Below are 24,271 nucleotides of genomic sequence, written 5' to 3'. Positions count from 1 at the left end.
AGCCATGCTCAGCCGCTTTCATATCCGCTCAATTGGCAAGAGGCGTAGGCGGTGGCAGAGCATCACCATAGCCGGCGAGGGATGAAGAAGATCCGGAATCGCTTTGCACATGATGGGGCTTGGGTGCCTGCATGGCAATCTCCGCGTTGCCATGCGCTGCATGGCCAGACGCGCTGGCGTGAGCGGTACGCCACGAGGTGGCTGGCGTTGCCTGAGGGCGATTGCCCCGGAAGCTTGCAAGACGAACGGCCAGATCGGAATCCCCTGTGCTGGCGGCACCGGGGCGGGTGGTGGCATGAACAACCGCATCGTAACGATGGCCGTGATGGGCTGCCTGACCCAGCTCGTCAGAGACCATATGAGGCCGGCTGCTCTGCTGGGCGAGCTCGACCACGGGGCGCTGGGCCGGAACATGCTGGGCATGGGGTGCGGTTGCGGCGGCGTGGGCAGAAGGCTGGATGCGCGGGGCAGCAGCGGCAAGGGCGATCCGTGCCGGTGCGGTCGAAGCAGGGGCGATGACAGGCGCGACAGGCAGGGCGGGTGCGGAGCGGTGATGCGCAGGCTCGGCGCTTGCCACGAGGGCTGGCGTATCACGCGCTGCCGGAGCGGATGGGGTTGGGGCCACAGTTTTCGGCTCTGCGGGCTTGACCGCGGGGGCGACGACACTCGGAGCGGCGGGGGCGTTCGACACGGCGATGCTCAGGCTCTCGCGCGGATCGCGGAAGGCAGGCTTCGAACTGGGCGCAGGCAGGGCCTCGATCATGCTTGCCAGACGGACATATTGCGTGGGGGCCATGGGATGAAGCTGCCCCAGAAAACGCCCGGAGAGCGCACTGAGGCGATCCGGCTGGTTGAGCAGCGCCCACTGGGTGCGTAGCATCGCCGTTTGCTGTCTGACACGCTCGGTCTTTTGCACCACGTTTGTGATGTTCTGATCGAGCACCGTCGTTTCATGCTTCTTCGTATAGAGAAACAGTCCCGAACCACCAGCAAGAAGCGCGCAGAGAAGAGTGAACGGCCGGATCATGAGAGAGACCCCCTAACAGAGGCTGATGGTGCGGTACGAAGAAGGCTACGCAGTTTGGCGCTGCGCGAACGGGGATTGCGGCTGATCTCGTCATCGGAGGCGAGAACAGGGCGGGTATGGGGCAAAACGTAGTCCGGCGTGACGAAGCGCTCGGCCATGGGCTCATGGCGTGACGGGCGGCTCACCCGTCCTGCGGCCTGGGCAAAGGCGCGTTTCACAAGACGGTCTTCCAGGGAATGGAAGGTCACCACGACAAGGCGGCCATGTTCGGCCAGCAGGGACGGCGCCTCATCCAGAGCGCGCTGTAATTCGCCGAGTTCGTCATTCACCGCAATACGCAGCGCCTGAAAGGTGCGCGTGGCAGGATGAATGCCCGATTTGTCGGGACGCACGACGCTGCGCACGACATCGGCCAGGCGCGCGGTGGTGAGGATCGGTTCTTCCTGACGCGCTCGCACGATGGCACCGGCGATCCGACGCGAGAGACGATCCTCACCGTAATGGTAGATGATATCGGCCAGCTCGGCCTCTTCGGCCTCGTTCACCAGATCGGCAGCGGAGCGACCCGACTGCGCCATGCGCATGTCGAGCGGGCCATCATGCCTGAACGAAAAACCACGCTCGGCTTCGTCGAGCTGATAGGAAGACACGCCAATATCGAGCACGATGCCGTCGAAAGGGGCAGCGTCACCGAGGAGTTCCGCCATGGCACCGAACGTGCCCTCCACGGGGATCAGGCGATGCGCGGGGGCGTCGGTAGAAAGGGCCGCGGCAAGGGCTTCGGCACGCGCAATGGCGGTCGGATCGCGGTCGATCCCCCAGACGCTGCATGCCGCGCGGGCCAGAATGCCCCGCGTATAGCCACCTCCGCCAAAGGTGCCATCCACATAACGACCATTCTCATGCGGTGCGAGGGCGTCGAGGACTTCCGGCAGCATCACGGGGACATGGCCGGGGTCGTGGCCGGTCAGCAGGGCGAGGGGAGAGAGCGCATTCATGACGCCACCTCGGTCGGGGCGGCGGCGCGGCTGGTCATGCGGCGTGCACGGGCGCGCGCCTCTTCCCGACGCCTGGCGCCGGCCTCGGGTTCCCAGATCTGGAAAACGCGTCCCAGACCCATGAAGGAAATCTCGTCCGTCAGATTGGCGTGACGCTTGAGTACATCCGGCAGAATGATGCGGCCTTCCTTATCGGCGTCGATCGGATAAGCATCGGCATAGAGACTGGCGGCGAGGTCGTCATGGTCATCGGAGAAGATATCAAGTGACTCGACAGGACCCGCCAGCGTGGCAAAGGCGGCACTCGGCCATGCCTCGATGCAGGGATGCAGATGGGAGGGACGCAAGATCACGAGGCTCTCATCGGGCTGGGCCTGCGCCCTGAGGGCGGCGCGGAAGGAAGCCGGAATGGACACGCGGCCCTTGGCGTCGAAACGGTTCTGATGCGTGCCGAGAAACACACTCACGCCGTTCGATGCCTCCTCTTTCCGCTGGAGTGATTGCCGCTGATGTTTCGCTCCCGACACGGGACAAGGCGCTTGGCTTCATGTCAGAAGGACCGTCCGGGATAGATTTGGGATATCATGGGATTTCATGGGACGTCAAACAATTCGCGCCTGAAATCCGCAGAATATCGACGTTTTTTTGAATATGGCAATTTCGATGTTCTTATTATGTTCTTGTTGAGAATAAAGAGAGACTGTTCTCTCTCTAGGATACACGGTTTTTGTTATGTTCTTATTAAGGCATCGCCCTGCAGCATTACGGCATGATTGTGGCGCCTGGCGCAGCGGGTATGGCGGTTCTGGCGCCATATTGGACGCTGTCATGCACGAGGAGGTGCGCCGCACCAAGGGCTGGTATCCTCGGTAGGCGCGATGGGAGAAGCTGATGTCAGACGGTCTGTAAGCCGGGTTCTGTCCGCCAAAAGGCGGGGCGATCATTCCTCTGGGACCGGTCTTGCAACCGGCCTCACGCAACCAACCCGAATGACAAGGCGGGAGAGCCTCTGATCCCATCCCGGAGGACGGATCCGCCATTCCTATTCGGTCTTGCTCCCGATGGGGTTTGCCCTGCCTCCCGCGTTACCGAAGGAGCGGTGCGCTCTTACCGCACCGTTTCACCCTTGCCTGCAGCCCGAGGGCCGGGCAGGCGGTTTGTTTTCTGTGGCACTTTCCCTAGGGTCGCCCCCGCCGGCCGTTAGCCGGCATCGTTCTCCCGTGGAGCCCGGACTTTCCTCCATCACGACGGTTCTCACCGGCGCAGCAGCGATCGCCCGACCGTCTGACGGGCGCAACCTGACCGAAGCGTGCCACCGGGTCAAGGCGCTTGCGCCGATTTCGCCCTCCCGTGATAGGCTCACCCCCATGACAGACTTCCCCGCCAAGCGTCCCGGCTGGCTCTACCGGCTCTTTCTACTCTGGCTGAAGCGCGCGGCAGGCGGTCGAGACGGCTTGCCTCTGCCTGAGAGCCTGACCCCGGAATCGCTGGCGGCCTTGCGTCGCATGACCGGCATGCCAAGTTTTCCGCAAGCTCTGTCCTCGTTACAGATCAGGTCATGGCGTGAGATTTCCCTCCCATGCGGCGAGGGGATCCGCCCCGCGCGGCTTTATCGTCCCCGTGGTCCGGTGAGGGGATTGATCCTGTTTCTGCACGGGGGCGGTTTTGTACATTGCGATCTGGTGTCGCATCACGGCATCTGCTGCCGTCTTGCCTGTCATTCGGGAGCGATGGTGCTCTCCCTCGATTATCGGCTGGCGCCTGAACATCCCTTTCCGGCGGCGGTCGACGATGGATGGGACGCGTTACTCTGGCTCCATGAGCAGGCTGAGGTACGCGATTTGCCGATTGCCGTGTGCGGTGACAGCGCCGGGGGTAATCTCGCCGCGGTTCTGGCGCGCCGCGCAGGAGCCGCCGGGCTCGAACGCGTCGTCGCGCAGCTTCTGTACTACCCGACGGTCAGCGGGCTCCTGTCGCCCGTCACACGTGAGACCTACGCCCAGGGCTATATGCTGACGGCGCGCCTGCTCGACTGGTATGGGCGCCAATATATCCGCAGTGACTGCGACATGCTGGACCCGAATTTCGCTCCCGTCTTCGCCAGCGATCTGGCTCAGGCGCCGCCTGCCATGATCGTCACGGCCGGGTTCGATCCGCTGCGCGGTGAGGGGGAGCTTTATGCCCGCTTGCTTCGGGAGGCAGGGGTGGAGGCGCGGCTTGTCTGCTACCGGCGGGCCATCCACGGTTTCCTCAATTTCTATGCGGCCGTGGTGGAGGGGCGTCAGGCTCTGCGTGTGGGAGGGCGCTATCTTCGGGAGCGTTTTGCCGCCTGGCAGGAAGACAGGATCTCGTAATGGATGTTTTCGCTGGGCAGGTCAGCAGAAAAAAGGCCGGGGGTGTCCCCGGCCTTTCTCCTTACTGCTGCGCCATGGCATGGAAACGGCCGGGCGTGCCCTGGTCCGTTGCCAGAAGGCGATCAGCCCGGTTGACCTTGATGGTGAACAACCTGTCGAAACTGCCCGGCTTGCCTGGGCAGCCATTATTGCTGCGTTCCATGAAGTCGATACGCGTTGCCTCCGGCGGATCATTTCCATTGACGATGGGTACCAGACATTTGGCCGGGACATCGGTCATGCCATTATGGGTGACCAGAACGCGCAGATGCTCGACCAGCTTGGTATTGTCGAACCAGGCGAGGCGATCGAACTGGATCTTGTCCGCTGCCTGATCCAGCCAGCCCATTTTCATGACGAGAATGGCCAGAAGCGAGGCAGGCACCAGCACGACAAGCCGACGCAGGAGATGCTGCTTGAGCGTGCGCGGCTTGCGACGCCCCGCACGGCCCGAGCCGAGGCGGGGTGTGGCGCCGTTCTCTGACCCGGAGGTCGGTGTGCGGGGAGGGGTTTTGGGATCGGAGGCCAAGTCTGCGCCTTATTCCATGTCTTCGTGCCAGACCTGCCCATCGCGGGCGAGCATCTGACGTGCTTCTTCCGGACCCCAGCTTCCGGCAGCGTAATGCGCCATCGGGACCTCGTTCTTGGACCAGGCTTCCATCACCGGTGCCACCCATTTCCATGCGGCCTCGACTTCGTCGCGGCGGATGAACAAAACGGGGTAGCCACGGACTGCGTCGAGCAGCAGGCGCTCATAGGCATCGGGATAGCGCACCGAGAATTCGCGCTCGAAATGCACGTCCAGCGTGGTTTCCCACAGGCCGAATTCGTCATCCATCGGGTTCTTGACGTTGAACTGCCAGGAAATGCCTTCATCCGGCTGGATGCGGATCACGAGCACGTTCTTCTCGGGCTGGGACGGGAAGAGCTTGGTGGCAGAGGGCTTGAAGGTGACGACGATCTCGCTGACCTTGGCCTTCAGGCGCTTGGCCGAGCGGATATAAAACGGCACATTCTTCCAGCGCGGGGTGTCGATTTCGGCGCGCAGGGCAACATAGGTTTCGGTGTTGCTCTCATGGCCGAGCTCGTCCAGATAGCCATCGACCGTCGAGCCCTTGCTGTGGCCCTTGGTATATTGCGCGCGCACCGTGCTGGTGGGCAGGCTGGCAGCATCGAGAGGGACCAGGGATTTCAGCACGGCCACCTTGGCGTCGCGTACGTCATCGGCCTGGAGCGTGTCGGGCTTTTCCATAGCAACAAGACACAGCACCTGCAGAAGGTGATTTTGCACCATGTCGCGCAGCGCGCCCGAATTATCGTAATAGGCCGCGCGCCCTTCGACACCGACGAGTTCACCCGCTGTGATCTGCACGGACTCGATATGCTCACCTGACCACACCGCCTCGAAAAGCGGGTTGGCAAAGCGCAGGGCGATCACGTTCTGGACGGTTTCCTTGCCCAGATAGTGATCGATGCGGAAAACATAGCTTTCCTTGAAATACTGGCCCACAGCCTCGTTGATCTCGTCGGCAGACTTCAGATCGATACCGATCGGCTTTTCCAGCACCACGCGGCTGTCGTCGGTGATCAGCCCTTCATGATGCAGGTTCTTCGAGATCGCGCCGTAAAGGTCAGGGGCGGTCGCGTAATAAAACACGCGCACATGGTCTTCCGCCTTGTGGCTCAGGACCTCACGCAGACCGTCCCAGTTGCTGTCGGGCTTGGAACCATCGAGGCTCACATAATGGACCATGTCGAGGAAGCGATCGACCACGTCCTCGTCGAAATCGTCCGACTTGACGAAGCGCTTGAGCGCGTCACGCGCGCGGCTCTGATACTCGCTGCGCTTGAGCGGTGAGCGTGCCGTTCCGATGATGCGGGCTGTATCGGGCACCTGCCCCATGGTCAGACGATAATAGAGGGCCGGCAGCAATTTGCGCATCGTCAAATCGCCGGTGGCGCCGAAAATGACGTAGTCGAATGGGGCGACCTGGTGGCACTGGGTCATCTTCCTGGCTCTCCGGTTCCGAAATGGGCAGTGCGGTCTTATGACATGCACCGCTCGTTAGCGACAAGGGTGCAAGGCAATGCACGAGGGCAGCACAAGGTTCCCATGCGATAGGCGTTGACCCGGACAGTCCCGGCGCGATAAGCCGCCCCTTCTTCCCCCAATGCAGGCGGGCGCTGCCTTCATGCATCTGGTGCGGTTTCGGTCCGCCAGGGCCAAGCGCAACCCCCGTTTTTCGAGGTCATCATGTCCGACATGCCTTTTGATATCGACGAAGCCGCCGCCAGCCGCGCGCGTCAGGCTGCCGATCCTGACTCGAATGTGGGCGGCATTGCCGTCGATCGCCTGCGCAGCGTGATCGAGCGCGTCGAGCGCCTTGAGGAAGAGCGCAAGGCCCTTGCCGGCGATATCAAGGATATCTTCAGCGAGGCCAAGTCGGCCGGGTTCGACGTGGCCACGATCAAGAACATCATCAAGCTGCGCAAGAAAGAGCCCAACGAGATTGAGGAGCAGGAGACGCTTCTCGACATCTATCGTCGCGCCCTCGGCATGTGATGCCTTCGCGGGGCGGGCTTGATATGGCATTGCCCCGCAGGTTTCGTGAAGATTTGAAGACACGGGCCAATCCCGACTGACAGGGCGTTTCGCCATTGTTATGAACCGCCGCAATTCCGGCTTTTCATAACTGGCAGGGTGGCGATGTCAGCGGCTCAATGGTGCCTCAAGCAATCCGTCTGGGTATCCCTGCACGAACGCGTGCGGCGTCAGAGCCGACGCAGCGATACTGATGATCTGCTTCAGACGGCATTGCTCCATCTGTTCGAGCGCGGTCTGGACGGGCTCGATCATCCCGAGGCCTATGTGCTGCGCGCCACGCGCAACCTGGCGATCGACCGTGCAAGGCGCGAGAAGCGTATCCAGTTTTCCTCACTCGACGATGAAGCAGGGCTGGACCCGGTCTGCGCGGCACCCGGCGCCGAGCGTATCGTGCTGGGGCGTCAGCAACTGGCCCGTATCCGCGCGGCATTTTCCGAGCTCGATACGCGCACTGCCCGCATCTTCCTCCTGCACAGGCTCGACGGGCTGAGCTACGGCACCATTGCCGGGCGGCTGGCTGTGAGTGTCAGCACGGTCGAGAAATCGATCGCCAGGGCACTCGCCCATCTGGCGCTCGCCCTCATGGATGAGGGAAAATCGTGACACCGGATCACGTCGAACAGGCGGCAGACTGGCAGGCGCGTCTTTTCTCCGAAAACTGCTCCGATCAGGACAGGGCGCGTTTCGATATCTGGTTGCGAGAAAATGCGGCCCATCACAGGGCCTATGATCTGGTTTCCCAGATATGGCAGTCCGGCAGTTTTGCGCCTGCACGGCGTTCGGCTCCCCTTTCCCGTCGGGCGGTACTGGGCGCATTCGCCCTATGCGCTGCCGGTGCCGTTGCGGCGCCCCGGACCGCCGATGCGCAAAGCGTCAGGACGGGGCGGAACCAGACGCGGCGTCTCGTCATAGGCGCCGTGACCGTGCAGATGGACGCCTGCAGCGCGCTCATCTGCGGGCCGGAGCGTTACAAACTCGATTTCGGTCAGGGACGGTTCGCGTTCTCCCTTCGGCCGGAACAGGAGGCCGTTCGTCTCGGATGTTGCGCGTGGCGCATCTCGGGAGAGCAGGGCGATTATGCGCTTGATGTCACGCCGGATCGCATGACGCTTGCCGTGATTTCCGGTGGGCTGAGGCTGCACCATGGAAATGCCGCGGCAGCGCGGCTCGGCCCCGGACAGTTCATGGTGTTCGACCGCCGCACGCTGCAGGCGCGGGTCACCGAGGGACGGGTGGGCGATCTGCTGGCCTGGCGCGAAGGACGGGCAATCTTCCACGAAACCCCGCTCGATCAGGCCGTGGCGGAAATGGCGCGCTATAGCGACAGACCTGTGGCTCTGCTTTCGCCCTCTCTCGCGCATCTACGGCTGAGTGGGGTGTTTCATACGCATGACCCGGAGCGTTTTTTCAATGCGCTCACCCATCTGCTGCCGCTGCGTGTGCTGGTCGAGCGGGATCGTATCGCAATTGTTAAGCTTTGATGAAACGACGCGCGGGACGATGAGGGAGACTGGGGCTGGGTCGTCCAGCAGGAAAGAGACCATTTCCGGTCCCATCCTGAAAGACAGCCGCGCCTATGATCCGTGTTCCCTGCCACGTGTCCGCCAGACGAAAGAAGCTTGCCCTGGTTCTTCTCTCCCTCACCGCATGGCCGCATCCGGGTCTTGCCCAGGGATCGGGTGGGACGGGAGCGGCAGGGCTGAATACTGGCGACACACATAAGACGCTAAGCCTGAGCCAGCCTGCAGGCGCGCTGGAGGACGCCCTGACCGGCCTGGCCCGTCAATCGGGGCGCGATATCCTGTTCTCCAGCGATCAGGTTCGCGGCAAGAAGGCACCTGCCCTGAAGGGCAGATTGACGTTGGACAAGGCGCTGGAGCGACTTCTGGGTGGGTCTGGCCTGAGCGCCCATATCCAGCCCGATGGGGTGGTGGTCATTGCCAATGCCGCGCGTGGCAGCAATTTTGCCCATGACAAGCATGATGAGAAAACAGGGCAGGAGCATATCACGGTCATAGGCCGCGCAGAGCGTCTGGCGCCTTCTACCGTGCCGCTGACCATCACCGAGCCCACCTCCGTCATCCAGAAGCGTTTTATCACCAACAACATCGTGCCGCTGGCGAGTGTGGATGACATTATCAAGTTCCAGCCCAGCATCTGGACCCAGAACCCGAACGGCCCCGGCATGGGCAAGGCCGAGACGATGAGCCTGCGCGGCTTTCAGGATGGGCAGTACAACATGCTGTTCGATGGCATCCCTTTCGGGAATGCCAGCGACCTGCACCACACCACCTCGTCGCTCTTCATCTCGCATTTCCTGGGGCAGGTGCAGGTCAATCGCGGTCCCGGCACGGCCTCGACCATCGGCAACGCAACCTTTGGCGGCACGATCGGCTTTGAATCCCGCACACCCGCCAATCGCTTCGGTGTGACGCCTTATGGCACCTATGGCAGTTTCAATACGCGTGCAGGGGGTGTTGAGGTCGATTCAGGCAAGACGCGCTTCGGCTCCATGGTGCTCGATCTGCAGCACGAGGAAACGGATGGATATCTGACCGGCTCGGGCGAGAGACGGAACAATCTGCTCTTCAAGGACGTGGCAAGACTGGGGGAGAACACGACCCTGACGGTGCTGACCACCTATAACTGGGAAAATCAGAATACCACCCAGGGGGCGACGCTGGCGCAGTATCGCCAGTATGGCAAGAATTACGGGCTGTGCTCTAACCCGACATTGCAGTGCTATGCCGGGTATCAGCCGAGCACCTATACCTCCGACTTCGATTATATCGACATCAAGAGCAAGGTTCTGCCCTGGCTCACCGTCGAGAACCGGCTCTACACGAACGGCTTCGAGCATGATTACACGGAATCGACCGATGCCAGCTCAAATGATCCAACCGCCAACGGCGTGACGTTCTATTCTGCCAGCGGCAAGAAGCTCGCGACCTACAAGAACGACGTGCCCGGTAAATATGCCGATGCCAAGTTCCGCGATTACGGCGATACCCTGACCTTCAAGGCGCATACCTCTCAGGGCGATGTGCTGCTCGGCGCCTGGGCTGATCTGCAGGATGACCGGCGCTATACCTATGCACTCGACCTGACGAAGGGCGGGATCATGGTGCCCGGCAAGAACGGCTCGGCGTACAGCTACGACATCTCGGATTTCAATACGACGGTGCAGCCCTATCTTGAATTCGACTGGAAGCCGTTCAGAAACACCATCATCAAGCCCGGCATCAAATATTCCTACTTTCGGCGAGACTATGATGCTGCGGTCAATAAATCGACCAAAGTGCCGCTGAACGCGACTCAGCAATTCACCTCATGGCAGCCGTCGATTTCTGCCAATCAGATCATTCTGCCGGGATGGAGCGCCTACGCCCAGATTGCGCGCGGCTTTCTGGCCCCACCCATGAGCGTGTTCCAGACCCAGAATGTCGGCAATGTCAGCCCCGAAACGACGCTGAACTACCAGATCGGCACGGTGGTGCAGCAGAAGCGCTGGACGATGTCGTTTGACGCCTATTACATTAATTTCTCGAATTTCATTGCTTCGGCCCAGATTAAGGTGCCGGGCTTCGGTACCCAAAGCACTTCGGTCAATAGCGGCGGCGCGATCTACAAGGGGCTTGAAGTCGAGGGGCAATATGCGATCGGCCATGGCGTATCGCTCTATGGAAATTACAGCGTGAATGACGCTCAGTACAAGCACAGCTCGGTTCGCGTTGCGGCGACGCCCAACGTGCTTGCGTCTTTTGGCGTGCTCTACGACGATAACAAAGGTCCCTATGCCTCGCTTATCGGCAAATTCGTGGGGAATCATTATGGGCTCGACAGCACGACTGACAGCAACGGCAACACGGTTTTCGCCAATCAGTATCGTATCGGCAGCACCACCACGGCCGACCTAGCGCTCGGGTGGCATTTCAAGAAGCTGGGCGGGTACATGCGCGACGTCACACCAAGCCTCAAGATTTCCAACCTGTTCAATAATCGCGCCATCAGCGATTTCGCAGGCAACCAGTCCGCGGCCAGCGCGGGCTACCCTGACGGTGCGCCATTGTACTGGCGTCTGGCGGGCCGCTCCGTGTTCTTCAATCTGACCGTGACCCTCCCATGAGACGGTCCCGTCTTGCCGCCTCTGCTGCCGCGCTTTCGCTGACAGCCTTCATATGTGGGGCTCTGGCACCCCCAGCGTCACGATTTTCAGCGCGCCCTGCCGCCTCGAAAGAAGTCCTTGAACGGGTGGCGCTGGTGGCGCGTCACGGGATACGAAGCCCCACCCGGTCGCCTGAAATGCTGCAACAGGAAACTGGCGTTCAATGGCCGGTCTGGCCTGTGGCACCGGGGCAACTGACTGCACATGGGAGGGAAACCCTGCATGCCATGATGCGGGATATCGCTGACTATTACGACCTTTCCTGCCATGAAGCGGGGAAGACGTGCCTGTCCCGACCGTCCCCCCTGGTCTGGGCAGATTCCGCCGATGACCGAACACGCGAGAGTGGGCAGATCATGGCCCGTGCTTTCGCCCCGCTTGGGAAAGCACGATCCTTGCCTGCGGGGGAGCACGACCCCCTGTTCGATGGCGTACCCGAAGGATACGTGTCAGCCCATAAGCGCGTTTTATATGACGATGCCGCGTCGGCAGGCGCTTTCGACGCGTCGCATCGTCCCGATACGGTCCAGTCGGGGCTGAGAGCACTGCAGGCTCTTATCGTGCCGCAGGGATGCGATAGCGAAAAAGGACCGTGCTTTATCCGTCCCCTGACGATCGGGGAGAAGAAGGGACGCCCCGTCATTGACGGAGGGCCGGCCGGTGCGGCGTCGCTTGCCGAGAATTTGCTTCTGATTCACGTCGAGGGGTTGGATCGCGATGCGACGCGCTGGGTCGGGCGCATTGATGAAAAGATCCTGTCCGCAGTCCTGCCTGTCCATGGATACATGGCGCAACTGACGCGGCGCCGGGGCGCGCTGGTCGAGCAAAAAGCGCATCAGCTTGTGGGGGTTCTGGAGGACTTCCTCGACGGAAACGAAGTAACGTTGCCTGACGAGACGACTGTCGGACGCGATATTCGGTTCCTGGCTTTCGCCGGACATGACACCACGCTCGATGCGCTGGCGGCGCATTATGGTCTCGATTGGCACTTTGACGATCAGCCGGATGAGACGGCACCCGATACCACTCTGGCCTTCGAGCGCTGGCGCAGCCCTGAGGGGCGTATCACAATCAGGGTGCGTCTCTTTCACCAATCACTGGCGGCTCTGCGTCAGGGTAAGGGGCTGGACCTGGATCACGGGGGGCAAATTCTGCTCGAACCTCGTCATCAGTAGGGGGCAAGCGCTCTCGCAGTTCATGTTTTGATCCCGGTGCGCCTAATGACCGATAATCTCTCTTGGCGGAGTCGATAAAAATCGCATAGATCGCAGATTATGACGACAGCGCTTCTTACCTTGCCGCTCTGGATGCAGTTCCTGGCTGGTTTCATCCTGCTGGGGCTGGGGCTCATGTTCATCCTCATGCCGTTCTCGATCTTCGGGGTGAAGCCGAGGCTGGAGGAGGTTGAGTTGCAGCTCAACGAGGTGCGTGCCGAATTACGCATTATCGCCATGCGTCTTGGGCAGAACATTCCCGAGACCGGCCCGTCGGGGGAGCCGGTTTATGCCCCGCCGCGGCGCAGTACCGCAGCTGTCACCAACCCGGTCGCCGAACCTGCGCGCCCCCCTGAGATCATGCCGTGGTCCAGCGAGGCAAGCCGGCAGGCAGCGCAACGGCCCGCCCAGACCCGGGACATAGGGCATCGGGATAACGCGGTACGAGACTACCCGGTACAGGGAGAGGGGGGGATGCGTGAGACGCAGCCTCTGCGCGACGGGGCAGGGGAGGATCGTCGCGAGCAGGCCCCTGAGCGTGGGCGGGAGAAACCACCGGAGAGGAGCTCCGATCGCAGTGCCGACTGGCCTGTCGAGCGGGCGTCCGAGCGTCCCGTGTCCCTGCCTGAGGCACGCGATGACTACAGCTATGCGGAATCCGGTGCGCAGGAAAATATCGAGCGCATTCTCCGCCCTACTCATTTCGACCCGCCCCCGCCGCGTGAGGCCCCCCGTCCGCCGCGCCCGACAATGGGGCAGGAGGTGCGAAACCAGTCTCCTCCTCCGAATGAGCATGACGATGCGTGGCGTCTGCGCGCGACAAGGCCCGAACCGAACCGTGGCGAGGGGCAACGCCAGGAGATGGCCCCCCGCAGCGCCGCAGCCGAGGCGGAGAGACTTCGTCAGGCTGAGGAGGCCGGGGCACGGCGTGTGCGCTCAGAACCCACGTTGCGCTGGCCACCGCGTCCCTGAGTTCAGGGGCTTCAGAGGCTGGGCAAGGTGGCCTTCGATCTTATCATCTCGCCTGGGTCTGAGCCCATTTCACGTCAGAATCGGGGTCAGGCGAGGTAATGCCTCCCCGGTGAATGACGCAGCCGGTTCGAAGGGCGAGACAGCACGCGCAGGGCCGCTCATCATGGTCGACATCGATGAAGGCAGGGAGCGCCGATTTGAGGGCGCAGGGTAGGATTCTTGCGTCGCCTGACGAGGCAGGCTCAGACTGCGTGACATTGCCCGGATGTCTCCCTCTCGTGAACGGGGGCCGCGGGTGATCATATGATCGGAATCGTATGCCGGGGATCGTCACCTTGGGCGCCTGCTGCCCGGTCGGTGAGATCGCGCGGCCTTGAGCCTGTATCGTCCGGCAAGATGACCGTAATGTGTAAATCAAAAAAAATTATTTAATATCGAGAAATCAGGAAATATAATTTCCACACTCGTTGTCGTATGAAATATAGAAATTTATATACTGGGATTCTCCTTGCATACAAGAAATAAATAGCAGCTGCGTCCATATCTCGCGGTCGTGACTTCTCGTGTAACGACACATGATCACTGCAAGGACGAGGAGACATGACGCGATGACCCGAGGACATGATGAGGCAACGGGAAGCAGGAACGCGGAGGGGATGAACGATCGGAAGCGCCGATCTGTCCTGGCCGGGGGCGCTGCGCTGCTTACCGCGCTTCCTCTGGGTGCAGCCGCAGCGGGAAAGAACAGGGATCCCTTGCCTGCCCCGGCCTTCAGTGCAGGCGCGATCCAGCCTGGACGCGGTTCGCAGCTTGCGGGACGGATCGCGGTGGTGACAGGCGCCGCGCGGGGCATCGGACGCGCCATTGCCGTCGAATATGCTGCCAATGGCGCCGATGTCGCGATCATCGATATTGCGGGCCCGGTCAGTTCTGTAGCCGATGCCATGCCCGCGACGGGCGATGAACTGGAGGAGACAGCGCGTCTCATCAGAGACTATGGCCGCCGGACAGTGGTGATCAAGGCCGATATCCGGCAGATCGCCCAGATGCGCGCAGCGGCGGCGCAGATATCGGAGACTTTGGGGCAGATCGATATTCTGGTCGCCAATGCGGCTATTCAGGGCTGGAAGGCCATTCTCGATATGGACGATGCCGATTGGGACGACCAGATAGACAATAACCTGAACGGGACGGCGCGCACCCTTCGTGCCTTCGTGCCCCATATGATCAAGCGTCGCGGAGGACGTGTTCTGATTGTTTCCTCAATGCAGGGACGTCATGGCACCCGCAACGGGTCAAGCTACTCGGCTTCCAAATGGGGGCTTATCGGGCTCATGAAATCAGCGGCCATGGAGTTCGCCCCCTATGGTATGACCGTCAATGCAGTGATCCCCGGCCTTGTCGGCACGGCACTGACGCTGAATCCCCAGCGCCTGACCGCCGTCGAGGAGCAGGCCCATCACGCTGTGAAGGGACAGGTTTCTCCGGCCCGGGCATGGCGCGACCGCGCCCGGAGCGAGGTGGAGCCGGTGGGATGGCTTCAGCCGGAGGATATCTCTCCAATTGCAGTATTTCTGGCGTCCGAGGCATCAGCCCTCACGACGGGTGCCGAATTCGAGGTCAATGGCGGCGATAGCGCCTTGATGACCTGAAACCAAGCCCGACTGATCTTCGAAACCGTATAGCTGAGTGGCATGTGTCCTGCACATGAGGCGTCAGCAATCATGAGATCATGCCTGCCGAAGCCCTCGCATGTCCTGTCCCGATCGCGGTCCAGACAGCAATCTGACGAGGGTCTTCGATCGGCTCCGGCCAGAAATTCTAGCCAATTAAGGTCAGCGTATCAGAACCAGATCGTCGCGATGGATCAGCTCGTCGCGACCGCTATGGCCGAGGCACCTTGTGATCTCCTCCGAGCGGTGACCAGCGATCCTGCGCGAATCTTCAGCATCATAGGCGGTCAGGCCACGGCCGATCTCGTGCCCTTCTGCGTCGCGGATCACCACCAGATCGCCCTGCTTGAACGCGCCCTCAACCTCTCGGACACCTGCCGGGAGCAGGGAGCTACCCTTGAGCAAGGCATGGGCCGCACCCTGATCGATGATCAGACTGCCCTTCGTTTCAAGCGCGCTGGCAAGCCAGCGTTTGCGTGCCGAGCCAGCATCCTCACTGGCCAGAAACCAGCTACAGCGTCCTCCATCGAGCAGGCGGCTGACCGGGTGCATCGAGAGCCCGGACGCGATGGCCATGCGCGCTCCTGCACGGGTGGCGATCTGCGCGGCCAGCAGCTTGGTGTGCATGCCGCCGGATGAGTAGCCCGGTGGCGGCGCGCCGCCCATGGCCATGATCGATTCCGTGAGAGTCTCGATTTCAGGCAGATGCTCGGCTTTCGGGTCCAGCCTTGGATCGGCGGTGTAGAGCCCATCGATATCGGAGAGCAGGATCAGCGTATCCGCGCCGATCATTTGCGCCACGCGCGCGCCAAGGCGATCGTTATCGCCGAAGCGGATTTCGGTGGTGGCGATGGCGTCGTTTTCGTTGATGACCGGGACGCAACCCAGAGCGAGAAGGGTACGCAGGGTGGCGCGTGCATTCAGATGTCGCTCGCGATCTTCCGTATCGCCTGGCGTGAGCAGCAATTGCCCCGCAGTCAGCCCCTGAAGGGCCAGAGCGGCGCTCCAGGCCTGGGCGAGCTGGATCTGGCCGACACTGGCAGCGGCCTGCTTCTCCTCCAGGCGCAGCCTGCGCCCGACCAGCCTCAGCCGGGTGCGTGCCAGAGCAATGGCGCCGGAGGAGACCACGACCACATCCGTGCCCTGGGCACGTAGCCGGGCAATATCCTCGCAGACTGTGTTGAGCCAGTCATGGCGAAGCGCGGCGTTTTCAGCATCGACCAGCAGGGCCGAGCCGATTTTGATGACGACGCAGCGCGCTTCGGCCAGACGGTTTGTCACGGGGTGTTCTCGCGTTCTTCCAGACGGTATTGGGTGACGCGATCCTGCACGATACGCAGCAACTCGGCCAGCCCCTCATGAGTGGCTGCCGACAAGGTGAACACCTCGGCCCCCGAAGCCTTGGCCAGTGCTTTGGTCTTGGCTGTGATCTGGGTTTTGGTCAGGGCGTCGCATTTGTTGAGCACGATGATTTCCGGTTTCTCGGCCAGTGTCTCGTCATACGCCGCAAGCTCGCCGCGGATCATGCGGTAGTTCTTGACCAGTTGGCTCTCCGTGCCATCCAGGAGATGGATCAGCATGGCGCAACGCTCGACATGGCCGAGGAAGCGATCGCCGAGCCCGGCGCCCTCGCTGGCGCCCTCGATCAGCCCCGGAATATCCGCAATGACGAATTCTTCCGTGGCCGAGAGACGCACGACGCCAAGCTGGGGATGCAGCGTGGTAAACGGATAATCGGCAATCTTGGGCTTGGCGCGCGAACATACCGAAAGCAGCGTGGATTTACCGGCATTGGGCAGACCTACGAGCCCGACATCGGCGATCAGCTTCAGGCGCAGCCACACCCAGCGTTCTTCACCCGGCCAGCCCTTGTCGGCGCGGCGCGGGGCACGGTTGGTGCTGGTCTTGTAATTGGCATTGCCGAACCCGCCATCGCCGCCCTTGCAGAGCAGCACTTCCTTACCGGCCTCATCGAGATCGGCCAGCATGGTTTCACGGTCATCGTCGAAAATCTGGGTGCCGATGGGCACATTGATGATCACGGTTTCGGCCTTGGCGCCGGTGCGGTCGGAGCCGGCACCATTCCCGCCCTTGCGGGCACGGAAATGCTGTGTGTAGCGGAAATCGATCAGCGTGTTCAGGTTCGGGACGGCGCGGAAGACGACATCGCCACCGCGACCGCCATTGCCCCCATCGGGACCGCCGAACTCGACATATTTCTCGCGACGGAACGCAACAACACCATCCCCGCCATCGCCGGAACGCACATAGATCTTGGCCTGGTCGAGGAATTTCATGGTCTGTCTCGTCTTCGTCCAAAAATAAACGGTCCAAACAAGAAAGGCCGGCCCATGCGGACCGGCCTCTCCCGTCAACTGGTTGTGGCCAGTCTTTACTCTGCGGCTTCTGCCAGCGTCACGGAAACGTGGACGCGGCCTTCAGCGCGGCGCGTGAACTTCACGGCGCCATCGGCGAGGGCGAACAGGGTGTGGTCACGACCGACGCCAACATTCGAACCGGCCATCATCTTCGTGCCGCGCTGACGGACGATGATGTTGCCTGCGAGAACGGCTTCACCGCCGAACTTCTTGACGCCGAGACGGCGGCCTGCACTGTCGCGTCCGTTACGGCTCGAACCGCCTGCCTTTTTTTGTGCCATGGAGGTCTCTCCTTCTCTCTAGCGTCAGTTACGCTGCGTTGATCGCGTCGATGCGCAGGACGGTCACGTGCTGGCGGTGACCATTCTTGCGGCGGCTGTTCTGCCGGCGGCGCTTCTTGAAGATGATGACCGTGTCCAGGCGGTCCTGGGCGATCACGGTTGCCGTGACAGTGGCGCCAGCAACCAGCGGAGCGCCGATCTTGATGCCGGCGTCGGAACCAACGGCCAGAACGTCGGAGAAGGTGATGGTCGTGCCGGCTTCGGCTTCGAGCTTCTCAACCTTCAGCGTGGCCTGCGGGGCGACGCGATACTGCTTTCCGCCGGTGCGGATGACTGCGAACATGGTTTAACTCTCTATCAGTCCGATCTCTTGGCAATTTTGCCGGGGTTTTCCCCCAGTCGGCATTGCCCAGTCGCTTTTTATTATTGGCAGAAGGCGCAAGCGCTCCCGCGAGGGGGGCTCACTACAGGAGGCAAGGTAGAGCCGTCAATGATTATCGAGCCGGGTCGGGTGGAAAATCGCGGCGATGCGTCCCTGGCAAATCGGGGCAGGGTGAAAGAATCGTTTCATCCCCTCTTGCAAGGGGCATGATCTGCCCCCTATAAGCCGCCCACGACCGGGTGATCCTGTTACGGAGAGGTGCCAGAGTGGTCGATTGGGACGGTCTCGAAAACCGTTGTGCCTTCACGGGCACCGTGGGTTCGAATCCCACCCTCTCCGCCAGACCCGCCCAGCGGGTCCCTTCGGATTAGCCGGTCGCTTTCCCCCGTTTTAATATTCGGATGCTATCGTCCTGACTGGTCGGGGCGGTTTTGCTGCGGCCTCCTCCGTTCGTTTGCATTGGCCTGTCTTTTCGCTTCTTCCTGACATCGCGCTGGAAAACCCCCTGTAGAAAAGGCTAGAGGCTTTCGCACCCAATGAGAAAAACGGGCGCGGATCGGTCGATGACCTTTCTTGGCGCTGAAGAAAAACAGGACGACAAGATCGTGAAAAGCGATATCTGCCCGCAATGCGGCTGTGAACATATCTATCAGGATGGCGGACTTTGGGTCTGCCCCGAATGCGCTTTGGAATGGAGCATTGCCGAGGGCGCGCCTGCGCTCGCAGAAGATACGGTCATTCGTGATGCCAATGGCAATCCCCTTGCGGATGGCGATACCGTGACCATTATCAAGGATCTCAAGGTCAAGGGATCTTCCTCCGTCATCAAGGGCGGCACCAAGATCAAGGGCGTGCGCCTGACCGACGGGCATGACGGGCATAACCTCGCCTGCAAGGTGCCAGGCATCGGCGCCATGAACCTCAAATCGGAATTCGTCAGAAAGGCCTGACGCATTCATCGGGAAAGGAAGCGGAATGTCAGGTTCTTCAGCTCGGGTATCGCCGACGCAACCCCTGGTCCTTCCGCGTCGCTCCCTGCTGGCCTCGACCCTTGGATTTTCCGCGGCAACACTCACGGGCTGTCACGGCCCGTCGCACCCTAAGGCGCCTGAGCAGATTGCCCTCTGGTCGGACGCTCCCCCCGGGGGCGGAGGCCCTCGGGGGCCCGAGCAGGCTACGGCAAAGGGCGCCCTGTATAATATTACCGAGCCCCGACTGGAGATATTCCGGCCCGAGCGTCCCAATGGAAGCGCTGTGCTGATTGCAGCGGGCGGTGGGTATCAGCGTATCGGCATGCAGCGTGAGGCATACCCGGCCGCGCATTGGCTGACGGCGCGGGGTGTCACGGCGTATGTCCTCGTCTACCGCCTCCCCAGCGAGGGCTGGGCCGAGGGGCCTCTGGCGCCCTTGCAGGATGCCCGGCGTGCCCTGTCCCTGATTGGCCGCCACGCCCGTGCCGATGGAATCGATCCGGCGCGGATCACGCTGCTTGGCTTTTCGGCAGGCGGGCATCTCATGGGCATGACAGCCTCGCAATGGCACGGATCTGGGCCATTTGTGGCGTTCGAGCATGCGTCACGCGCCCCCCGGCCTGCCGGTGCGGCACTGATTTACCCGGTGATCACGCTTGAAAAGCCCTACGACCACACGGCCACCCATCGTGACCTCGTTGGCATGGATGCCGAGCCGGCACTTGCGCGACTCTGGTCTGTGCAGAGTCATGTCATGCCCGGTTATCCGCCTGTGTTCCTGACCCAGGCCGATAATGATCGCATCGCCAACCCCTATAATGCCTCGTTGATGGCCCGGACCTGCACGGCCATCGGCACGGCGGTCGATTATCGTCGTCTGCCCTCCGGGGGGCATGGGTTCGGTATGGGAGAGCCGGATCAGGTCACGTCACGCTGGCCGCAGTGGTATGAGGCGTGGTTGCAGCAATACGGCATGATTTGACGCAGAATTCGATCGGCTGCAGGCACGAACTCTACGGCGCTTGGAAATCAGGCCGATGCCGTTCGTTCATGACGCCTGCCCATCACGTAGGTGGCTGCAATAGCGCGCTCGTCACCGAGCATCGACAGGGCGAACAGCAGATCGGAAGTTTTCTCCGCCCTTTGCGCGCGCTGGGCCATGAGCGGAGTGGCGAACGGATCGAGCACGCAGAGATCGGCCTCACGACCCGGCTCGAGTTCCCCGATCACCCCCTGAAGGCCGAGCGCCTGGGCCGCGCCTGCGGTCGCCAGCCAATAGGCCTGAACCGGGTGCAGGGTTGTGTCATGGGCCTGGGCGGCACAATACGCATCGTTCATGACACGCAGCATCGAGAGGCTGTTGCCGCCACCGATATCGGTCCCGAGAGCGACGTGGACCGGACGGTCGCGTCTCAGCGCCTCGAATATCCTGAAGGCCCCGCTGCCGAGAAAGGCATTGGAGGTCGGGCAATGGGCGAGGGTACAACCAGCATGGGCGCAGCGCGTCAGATCCTGCTCTGAGACATGGACGGCGTGACCGAAGATGCTGCGCGGCCGCACCAGACGCGCATGGTCGTAGACATCGAGATACCCCGAACGCTGCGGGAAGAGCGATGCAACCCACTCCGCCTCACGTCTTGTCTCGAGCAGATGGGTCTGCATGAACAGATCGGGCGCTGTATCCAGAAGCGCGCCTGCAAGCTCCAGTTGCTCCTCGGTGCTGGTCGGCGCGAAGCGCGGTGTCACGGCATAGAGCTGCCGGCCATGGCCATGCCATCGGGCGATCAGATCACGGGACTGATCATAGCCCTCTCTCGCGCTATCACGGAGGTAATCTGGCGCATTGCGATCCATAAGGACTTTTCCCGCAATCATACGCGTATTGCGCTTTTGCGATTCCTCGAAGAAGGCGTCGGCTGATTCCGGGTGAACCGTGCAGTAGACAGCTGCCGTTGTCGTGCCGTGGTCGAGCAGCTGGTCGAGGAAAGATGAGGCGATACGCGCGGCATAGGCCTGTTCTGCAAAGCGTCGTTCCTCAGGGAAGACATAGCGCTCCAGCCAGGTCAGAAGCTGCTCGCCATAGGACGCGATGACCCCGAGTTGAGGGTAGTGCACATGGGCGTCGATGAAACCCGGTCCGATAAGCTGCGACCGATGATCGATCACAGGCATGTCGCGGGGTAGGTCAGCGCCGATCGCCCGGTACGACCCGACTGCGGTAATATGGCCCTCCTCAATGACGACCACCCCGTCGCTATCGGTGATCAGGGCCTCCTCCGGCGGCATATCGAAAGGATTGCCCGCAAAGCGCAATGTCGTGCCGCGCAGGGCGAGGCGGGAAGACGCAGGCATCATGTCGTCGTGTCCAGAAGCTCGTGACTGGTGAAAGCGTGGGATTCGTCGAGGAAAGCAGCATTGGCCACGAGTTCGTCCCTGATCACGACCAGATAGGATATTCCGCGAATGAGCTCCAGCCGTGTCACGAGGTCCTGCTCCGTTCGATCCAGCGCCCTGAGGCGCCGTACCGCCGCCGCAGCGACGCGGGCAGGGCGGTCATGCCTGTCGCGCGTGTACTCCATCCGGTCCAGAAGCAGCTCGATCGGGCGCCGGGCCGTGACCGGCAGATGTTCACGATCGAGCAGGGTGCGCAGGCGTATGGCGTTCAGGCCGATCGTCATTGTGGCCAGCGTACCCTGAAGATAGCTCTCGACGACGGGCAGAGGCGAGGGGCCGGCATGACGGATAAGCCGGGCGAAGCGATCGATATTGCGACCGATCCACTGACGGGTTTCGGGAGGCTTGCGCAGATGACATAGCGTGCGCAATTCTCCCAGCATCTGACGTCTCAGACGCAGTCTCTCGGATTGTGGGTTGAACGGCATGAAGGTGTGAAACACCAGAACGGCCGCGCAGGCGGCCATGACGGTTGCCATCGCGCCGTTATAGAATGCAACCTCGTCAAGACGATGATGGTTCTGCACATTCACCATGGCCGGCATGAGCAATCCATAGGCAGCAGCTGCGCCCGCAGTGGCGGCATTGGCGCGGGCCAGACCGCCAATGAACATGGCCGGGCCGAACGCCATGATGAACATTTCATAGGTGTCGAATTTCGGGACAAAGATGAATGTCAGAATGCCACCGGCAATGACGGACCAGATGGTGCCCTTGAGAAAGGCGGTCGTGCCCAGGACCGGGTTTTCCTGCGTGGCGAACAACCCGCAGATCAGCGATGTCATCGAAATGAAGCCGGTTCCGTTAGGCCAGGCTGTGACCTCCCATACGAGGGCGGTAAACAGAATGGCTGCAATGACCCGCAATCCGTTATTGATCGCATTGCGTGGATCATGATGCGATTGCAGCCGGAAATGGAAGCGGTCCCCCGGGATCAGATGCGTGCTGGCATCGTATTCGATGATTGCAATTTCGAGGTCGTTGAGGAGCTCGCCAAGGGCCACATGGAGAACACGCTCATCGACAGGGCCTAGCTGGGGAGCCTCTTCATGATCGGCCCTGATGAAGGGGGCCGCATGGATGCGGCAGGTTTCGATGAGCAGATGAAGATCGGCGAGGATCGGCTGAACGGGCTCTTGCTTGCGCAGGCGCATATCGAGACTGCGCAGGAATTCCTGCGCCTGATGCGAGGTCTCACGAAAGCTGCCATGATCATGGGCGAGCGTTGCAAGCCGGGCCGCCATCCCAAAGCCGCGAGACAGCAGGATCGAGACGGCGGCAAGCGCCGCACGGGCGTGGTCACCTTCGTGACCATGGGGGCCCATCTCGATCTCGGCAAATTCAATTTCGCTATTGAGGCGCAGGATGGTGGCAAAGAGATCACGCGCCTTGCGCTGTGTCGTTGCCGCGTCGGCAAGGATGTCGGCAATCGAGTAGGAGACCAGGGACAGCGCCGTCTGAAGTTTCGAACGCACCGCCTGACGGGCCTGGCGCTCCTGACTCGTCGCGAAAACGAGCCCCATTCCTGCCTCGCACAGCACGCCGAGGGCAATATAGGTCGAGCGTGAGACGGCAATCATGAAAACGTTCTCAGGGTCGTACACAGCGCCCATCGCAATGATCGCACAGGTATATCCCGAGAGGACGAGGGCATAGGCCCTGAAATTACTGACGAATGTTGCAAGCCCGGCGCAGCAGCCCATCCAAAGCGCAAGGGTGATGAAGAACAGAAGCGGTTGCTGCGGAAAGACTGTGAAAAGCCCGATCGCCGCAATCGCGCCGATGACGGTGCCGACGATGCGCCACCGTGCTTTCGACAAGCTCTCACCGCGTGTGCCCTGGGCCACTGCCCATACGGTCATGGTAGCCCATATGGGGCTGTCGAGCTCCATCCACATGGCAATGCCCAGAGCGAGCAGCGCTGCAATGGTGTTGCGCAAGGCAAATTCCACCGCCTGACCGGAAGGGACGAGGAGCCATTTCCAGCGGCCGGAGGGCTGGAAACTGAACCACCGGGCCATGCCAGATGCCGGGTTGGGCGCGGTGCTGCCAGAGCGTGCGGCAATGAACCAACGACGTGAGAAAGAGCGCACTGTACGGAAACCGATTATGGCGACGAGGCCGAGAGACGAGCGGGTGGTAATAAGCTCCTTCATGATGGCAGCGGCCGACACGTAAGAAAAGCGTACAGCTGGGAAGGATGCCTAAAGTTTGCGTAACGCCCTCGGTGACAAGATGCGCTAGGGCGCGGGCGGTTCCTGCTCGACGTGGCCTCGGACCCTATCTCGAAAGGCCGGGGGAATCTGTGCAATCAACGCGTTACCAAGCGGCTATAGTTAACAGACGTTATTTCTGGACCGATACGGTACGCGATACATCGAAACGGACTGCTCCGGGTGACTGTCACCGTGGAGATAGCGCCCATGTGTTGCATGGCTTTTCAGTTCTCGCAGGGTGGTAGAGGAAGAATCTGTGAGTAACCGGATGTAAAGGAGAAGAATCTATCAGCCTCTTGGATCTATGGAGCTGTATAGCCATCTCAAACGAATCGTCTGGCGAAGGGAATTGGACACAGAGAATTCCAGCGCGGCGAGCTGATTTTGACTCGGACTTGCTATCCGTCGACGCGACATTTCGGGTAAAAAATGGAAAAGGAACAAGCATTTACATCGTTAATTATTCAGGAAAATTGATCAGATTCGGAATGCATGGACAAAACCGAAAAAAAAATGATTGGCGATTGATGAAATTATCAAAA

Annotated in this window: 21 protein-coding genes, 1 tRNA gene and 1 other RNA gene; 11 read left to right on the top strand and 12 right to left on the bottom strand. The window is 61.3% G+C overall.

The features are described from left to right. Positions 1-28: 28 nt before the first annotated feature. From ftsL to rnpB, 4 genes are all read right to left on the bottom strand, one after another. Positions 29-1,027, bottom strand: coding sequence for a cell division protein FtsL (gene ftsL, locus AA0535_RS06370; RefSeq protein ID WP_264815096.1), 999 nt, complete (start codon positions 1,025-1,027; stop codon positions 29-31). Then, a complete protein-coding gene (rsmH, locus tag AA0535_RS06365) occupies positions 1,024-2,025 on the bottom strand; it encodes a 16S rRNA (cytosine(1402)-N(4))-methyltransferase RsmH (protein ID WP_264815095.1) in 1,002 nt (333 codons plus the stop codon). The genes ftsL and rsmH overlap by 4 nt, the downstream gene beginning before the upstream one ends. Then, positions 2,022-2,492 (bottom strand): division/cell wall cluster transcriptional repressor MraZ, encoded by a 471-nt coding sequence (gene mraZ, locus AA0535_RS06360; RefSeq protein WP_264815094.1) that lies wholly within the window; start codon positions 2,490-2,492, stop codon positions 2,022-2,024. Before mraZ ends, rsmH begins: the two co-directional genes overlap by 4 nt. Positions 2,493-2,915: 423 nt before the next feature. Continuing rightward, positions 2,916-3,313, bottom strand: an RNA gene (rnpB, locus tag AA0535_RS06355) — RNase P RNA component class A. Positions 3,314-3,392: 79 nt separating this feature from the next. On the opposite strand from rnpB, the gene AA0535_RS06350 reads away from it, so the two are divergent. Beyond that, positions 3,393-4,379, top strand: coding sequence for an alpha/beta hydrolase (locus AA0535_RS06350; protein WP_264815092.1), 987 nt, complete (start codon positions 3,393-3,395; stop codon positions 4,377-4,379). 61 nt (positions 4,380-4,440) lie between these two features. Here AA0535_RS06350 and AA0535_RS06345 read toward each other — a convergent pair whose 3' ends face one another. Both AA0535_RS06345 and zwf read right to left on the bottom strand, forming a co-directional pair. Then, positions 4,441-4,947 carry a hypothetical protein gene (locus tag AA0535_RS06345; protein WP_264815091.1) on the bottom strand — a complete coding sequence of 169 codons (507 nt, stop codon included), beginning with the start codon at positions 4,945-4,947 and terminating at the stop codon, positions 4,441-4,443. Positions 4,948-4,956: 9 nt separating this feature from the next. Beyond that, positions 4,957-6,426 (bottom strand): glucose-6-phosphate dehydrogenase, encoded by a 1,470-nt coding sequence (zwf, locus tag AA0535_RS06340; RefSeq protein WP_264815090.1) that lies wholly within the window; start codon positions 6,424-6,426, stop codon positions 4,957-4,959. Positions 6,427-6,681: 255 nt separating this feature from the next. Here zwf and AA0535_RS06335 point away from each other — a divergent pair, with 255 nt between their 5' ends. The 7 genes from AA0535_RS06335 to AA0535_RS06305 all read left to right on the top strand — a co-directional run bounded on the left by AA0535_RS06335 (position 6,682) and on the right by AA0535_RS06305 (position 15,026). Beyond that, complete coding sequence (locus tag AA0535_RS06335) at positions 6,682-6,981, top strand: DUF2312 domain-containing protein (protein ID WP_051395789.1); 300 nt, start codon at positions 6,682-6,684, stop codon at positions 6,979-6,981. Positions 6,982-7,125: 144 nt separating this feature from the next. Further along, on the top strand, positions 7,126-7,626 hold the full coding sequence (locus AA0535_RS06330; protein ID WP_264815089.1) for an RNA polymerase sigma factor: 501 nt from the start codon (positions 7,126-7,128) through the stop codon (positions 7,624-7,626). Next, a complete protein-coding gene (locus tag AA0535_RS06325) occupies positions 7,623-8,504 on the top strand; it encodes a FecR family protein (RefSeq protein ID WP_264815088.1) in 882 nt (293 codons plus the stop codon). The genes AA0535_RS06330 and AA0535_RS06325 overlap by 4 nt, the downstream gene beginning before the upstream one ends. A 95-nt stretch (positions 8,505-8,599) precedes the next feature. Then, positions 8,600-11,149 (top strand): TonB-dependent receptor domain-containing protein, encoded by a 2,550-nt coding sequence (locus AA0535_RS06320; protein ID WP_264815087.1) that lies wholly within the window; start codon positions 8,600-8,602, stop codon positions 11,147-11,149. Further along, positions 11,146-12,363 carry a histidine-type phosphatase gene (locus AA0535_RS06315; RefSeq protein ID WP_264815086.1) on the top strand — a complete coding sequence of 406 codons (1,218 nt, stop codon included), beginning with the start codon at positions 11,146-11,148 and terminating at the stop codon, positions 12,361-12,363. Before AA0535_RS06320 ends, AA0535_RS06315 begins: the two co-directional genes overlap by 4 nt. 99 nt (positions 12,364-12,462) lie before the next feature. Then, positions 12,463-13,374 (top strand): hypothetical protein, encoded by a 912-nt coding sequence (locus tag AA0535_RS06310; RefSeq protein WP_264815085.1) that lies wholly within the window; start codon positions 12,463-12,465, stop codon positions 13,372-13,374. Positions 13,375-14,030: 656 nt separating this feature from the next. Beyond that, positions 14,031-15,026, top strand: a complete 996-nt coding sequence (locus AA0535_RS06305; RefSeq protein WP_264815084.1) for an SDR family oxidoreductase — start codon at positions 14,031-14,033, stop codon at positions 15,024-15,026. Between the two features lie 183 nt (positions 15,027-15,209). On the opposite strand, the gene proB is transcribed toward AA0535_RS06305, so the two are convergent. The 4 genes from proB to rplU form a co-directional block, all read right to left on the bottom strand. Beyond that, the gene (gene proB, locus AA0535_RS06300) at positions 15,210-16,328 is read right to left on the bottom strand and encodes a glutamate 5-kinase (RefSeq protein ID WP_264815083.1); all 1,119 of its coding nucleotides are present in this window, start codon (positions 16,326-16,328) and stop codon (positions 15,210-15,212) included. Continuing rightward, positions 16,325-17,344, bottom strand: coding sequence for a GTPase ObgE (obgE, locus tag AA0535_RS06295; protein WP_264815082.1), 1,020 nt, complete (start codon positions 17,342-17,344; stop codon positions 16,325-16,327). Before obgE ends, proB begins: the two co-directional genes overlap by 4 nt. A 95-nt stretch (positions 17,345-17,439) precedes the next feature. Beyond that, positions 17,440-17,706 (bottom strand): 50S ribosomal protein L27, encoded by a 267-nt coding sequence (rpmA, locus tag AA0535_RS06290; RefSeq protein ID WP_127103030.1) that lies wholly within the window; start codon positions 17,704-17,706, stop codon positions 17,440-17,442. A 28-nt stretch (positions 17,707-17,734) separates the two neighbouring features. Further along, the gene (rplU, locus tag AA0535_RS06285; RefSeq protein ID WP_023977545.1) at positions 17,735-18,049 is read right to left on the bottom strand and encodes a 50S ribosomal protein L21; all 315 of its coding nucleotides are present in this window, start codon (positions 18,047-18,049) and stop codon (positions 17,735-17,737) included. A gap of 291 nt (positions 18,050-18,340) precedes the next feature. On the opposite strand from rplU, the gene AA0535_RS06280 reads away from it, so the two are divergent. From AA0535_RS06280 to AA0535_RS06270, 3 genes are all read left to right on the top strand, one after another. Continuing rightward, positions 18,341-18,430: transfer RNA gene (locus tag AA0535_RS06280), tRNA-Ser, on the top strand. Positions 18,431-18,651: 221 nt separating this feature from the next. After that, positions 18,652-19,038: a zinc ribbon domain-containing protein YjdM gene (locus tag AA0535_RS06275; protein WP_264815080.1), complete on the top strand. Its 387-nt coding sequence runs from the start codon at positions 18,652-18,654 to the stop codon at positions 19,036-19,038. A 25-nt stretch (positions 19,039-19,063) separates the two neighbouring features. Continuing rightward, positions 19,064-20,041 (top strand): alpha/beta hydrolase, encoded by a 978-nt coding sequence (locus AA0535_RS06270; RefSeq protein ID WP_264815079.1) that lies wholly within the window; start codon positions 19,064-19,066, stop codon positions 20,039-20,041. 47 nt (positions 20,042-20,088) lie between these two features. Here the strand turns inward: AA0535_RS06270 and guaD are convergent, their stop codons facing one another. After that, a complete protein-coding gene (gene guaD / locus AA0535_RS06265) occupies positions 20,089-21,414 on the bottom strand; it encodes a guanine deaminase (protein ID WP_264815078.1) in 1,326 nt (441 codons plus the stop codon). After that, a complete protein-coding gene (locus AA0535_RS06260) occupies positions 21,411-23,669 on the bottom strand; it encodes an FUSC family protein (protein ID WP_264815077.1) in 2,259 nt (752 codons plus the stop codon). The genes guaD and AA0535_RS06260 overlap by 4 nt, the downstream gene beginning before the upstream one ends. Between the last annotated feature and the right edge of the window lie 602 nt (positions 23,670-24,271).

It is taken from the genome of Asaia krungthepensis NRIC 0535, assembly GCF_025995175.1.
In the GTDB taxonomy this organism is placed as follows: Bacteria; Pseudomonadota; Alphaproteobacteria; order Acetobacterales; family Acetobacteraceae; genus Asaia; species Asaia krungthepensis.
Note: the sequence above shows the minus strand (reverse complement) of the source record. Positions and strands in the feature narration are given on the sequence as shown.

Excerpts from the sequence above, each read along its gene's own strand:
- AA0535_RS06330 (WP_264815089.1), top strand. The coding sequence starts at position 7,126 with ATGTCAGCGGCTCAATGGTGCCTCAAGCAATCCGTCTGGGTATCCCTG.
- AA0535_RS06270 (WP_264815079.1), top strand. The coding sequence starts at position 19,064 with ATGTCAGGTTCTTCAGCTCGGGTATCGCCGACGCAACCCCTGGTCCTT.
- ftsL (WP_264815096.1), bottom strand. The coding sequence starts at position 1,027 with ATGATCCGGCCGTTCACTCTTCTCTGCGCGCTTCTTGCTGGTGGTTCG.
- obgE (WP_264815082.1), bottom strand. The coding sequence starts at position 17,344 with ATGAAATTCCTCGACCAGGCCAAGATCTATGTGCGTTCCGGCGATGGC.
- rsmH (WP_264815095.1), bottom strand. The coding sequence starts at position 2,025 with ATGAATGCGCTCTCTCCCCTCGCCCTGCTGACCGGCCACGACCCCGGC.
- guaD (WP_264815078.1), bottom strand. The coding sequence starts at position 21,414 with ATGATGCCTGCGTCTTCCCGCCTCGCCCTGCGCGGCACGACATTGCGC.
- rplU (WP_023977545.1), bottom strand. The coding sequence starts at position 18,049 with ATGTTCGCAGTCATCCGCACCGGCGGAAAGCAGTATCGCGTCGCCCCG.
- zwf (WP_264815090.1), bottom strand. The coding sequence starts at position 6,426 with ATGACCCAGTGCCACCAGGTCGCCCCATTCGACTACGTCATTTTCGGC.
- AA0535_RS06310 (WP_264815085.1), top strand. The coding sequence starts at position 12,463 with ATGACGACAGCGCTTCTTACCTTGCCGCTCTGGATGCAGTTCCTGGCT.
- AA0535_RS06305 (WP_264815084.1), top strand. The coding sequence starts at position 14,031 with ATGAACGATCGGAAGCGCCGATCTGTCCTGGCCGGGGGCGCTGCGCTG.
- AA0535_RS06350 (WP_264815092.1), top strand. The coding sequence starts at position 3,393 with ATGACAGACTTCCCCGCCAAGCGTCCCGGCTGGCTCTACCGGCTCTTT.
- AA0535_RS06320 (WP_264815087.1), top strand. The coding sequence starts at position 8,600 with ATGATCCGTGTTCCCTGCCACGTGTCCGCCAGACGAAAGAAGCTTGCC.
- AA0535_RS06315 (WP_264815086.1), top strand. The coding sequence starts at position 11,146 with ATGAGACGGTCCCGTCTTGCCGCCTCTGCTGCCGCGCTTTCGCTGACA.
- rpmA (WP_127103030.1), bottom strand. The coding sequence starts at position 17,706 with ATGGCACAAAAAAAGGCAGGCGGTTCGAGCCGTAACGGACGCGACAGT.
- AA0535_RS06275 (WP_264815080.1), top strand. The coding sequence starts at position 18,652 with ATGACCTTTCTTGGCGCTGAAGAAAAACAGGACGACAAGATCGTGAAA.
- AA0535_RS06260 (WP_264815077.1), bottom strand. The coding sequence starts at position 23,669 with ATGAAGGAGCTTATTACCACCCGCTCGTCTCTCGGCCTCGTCGCCATA.
- AA0535_RS06335 (WP_051395789.1), top strand. The coding sequence starts at position 6,682 with ATGCCTTTTGATATCGACGAAGCCGCCGCCAGCCGCGCGCGTCAGGCT.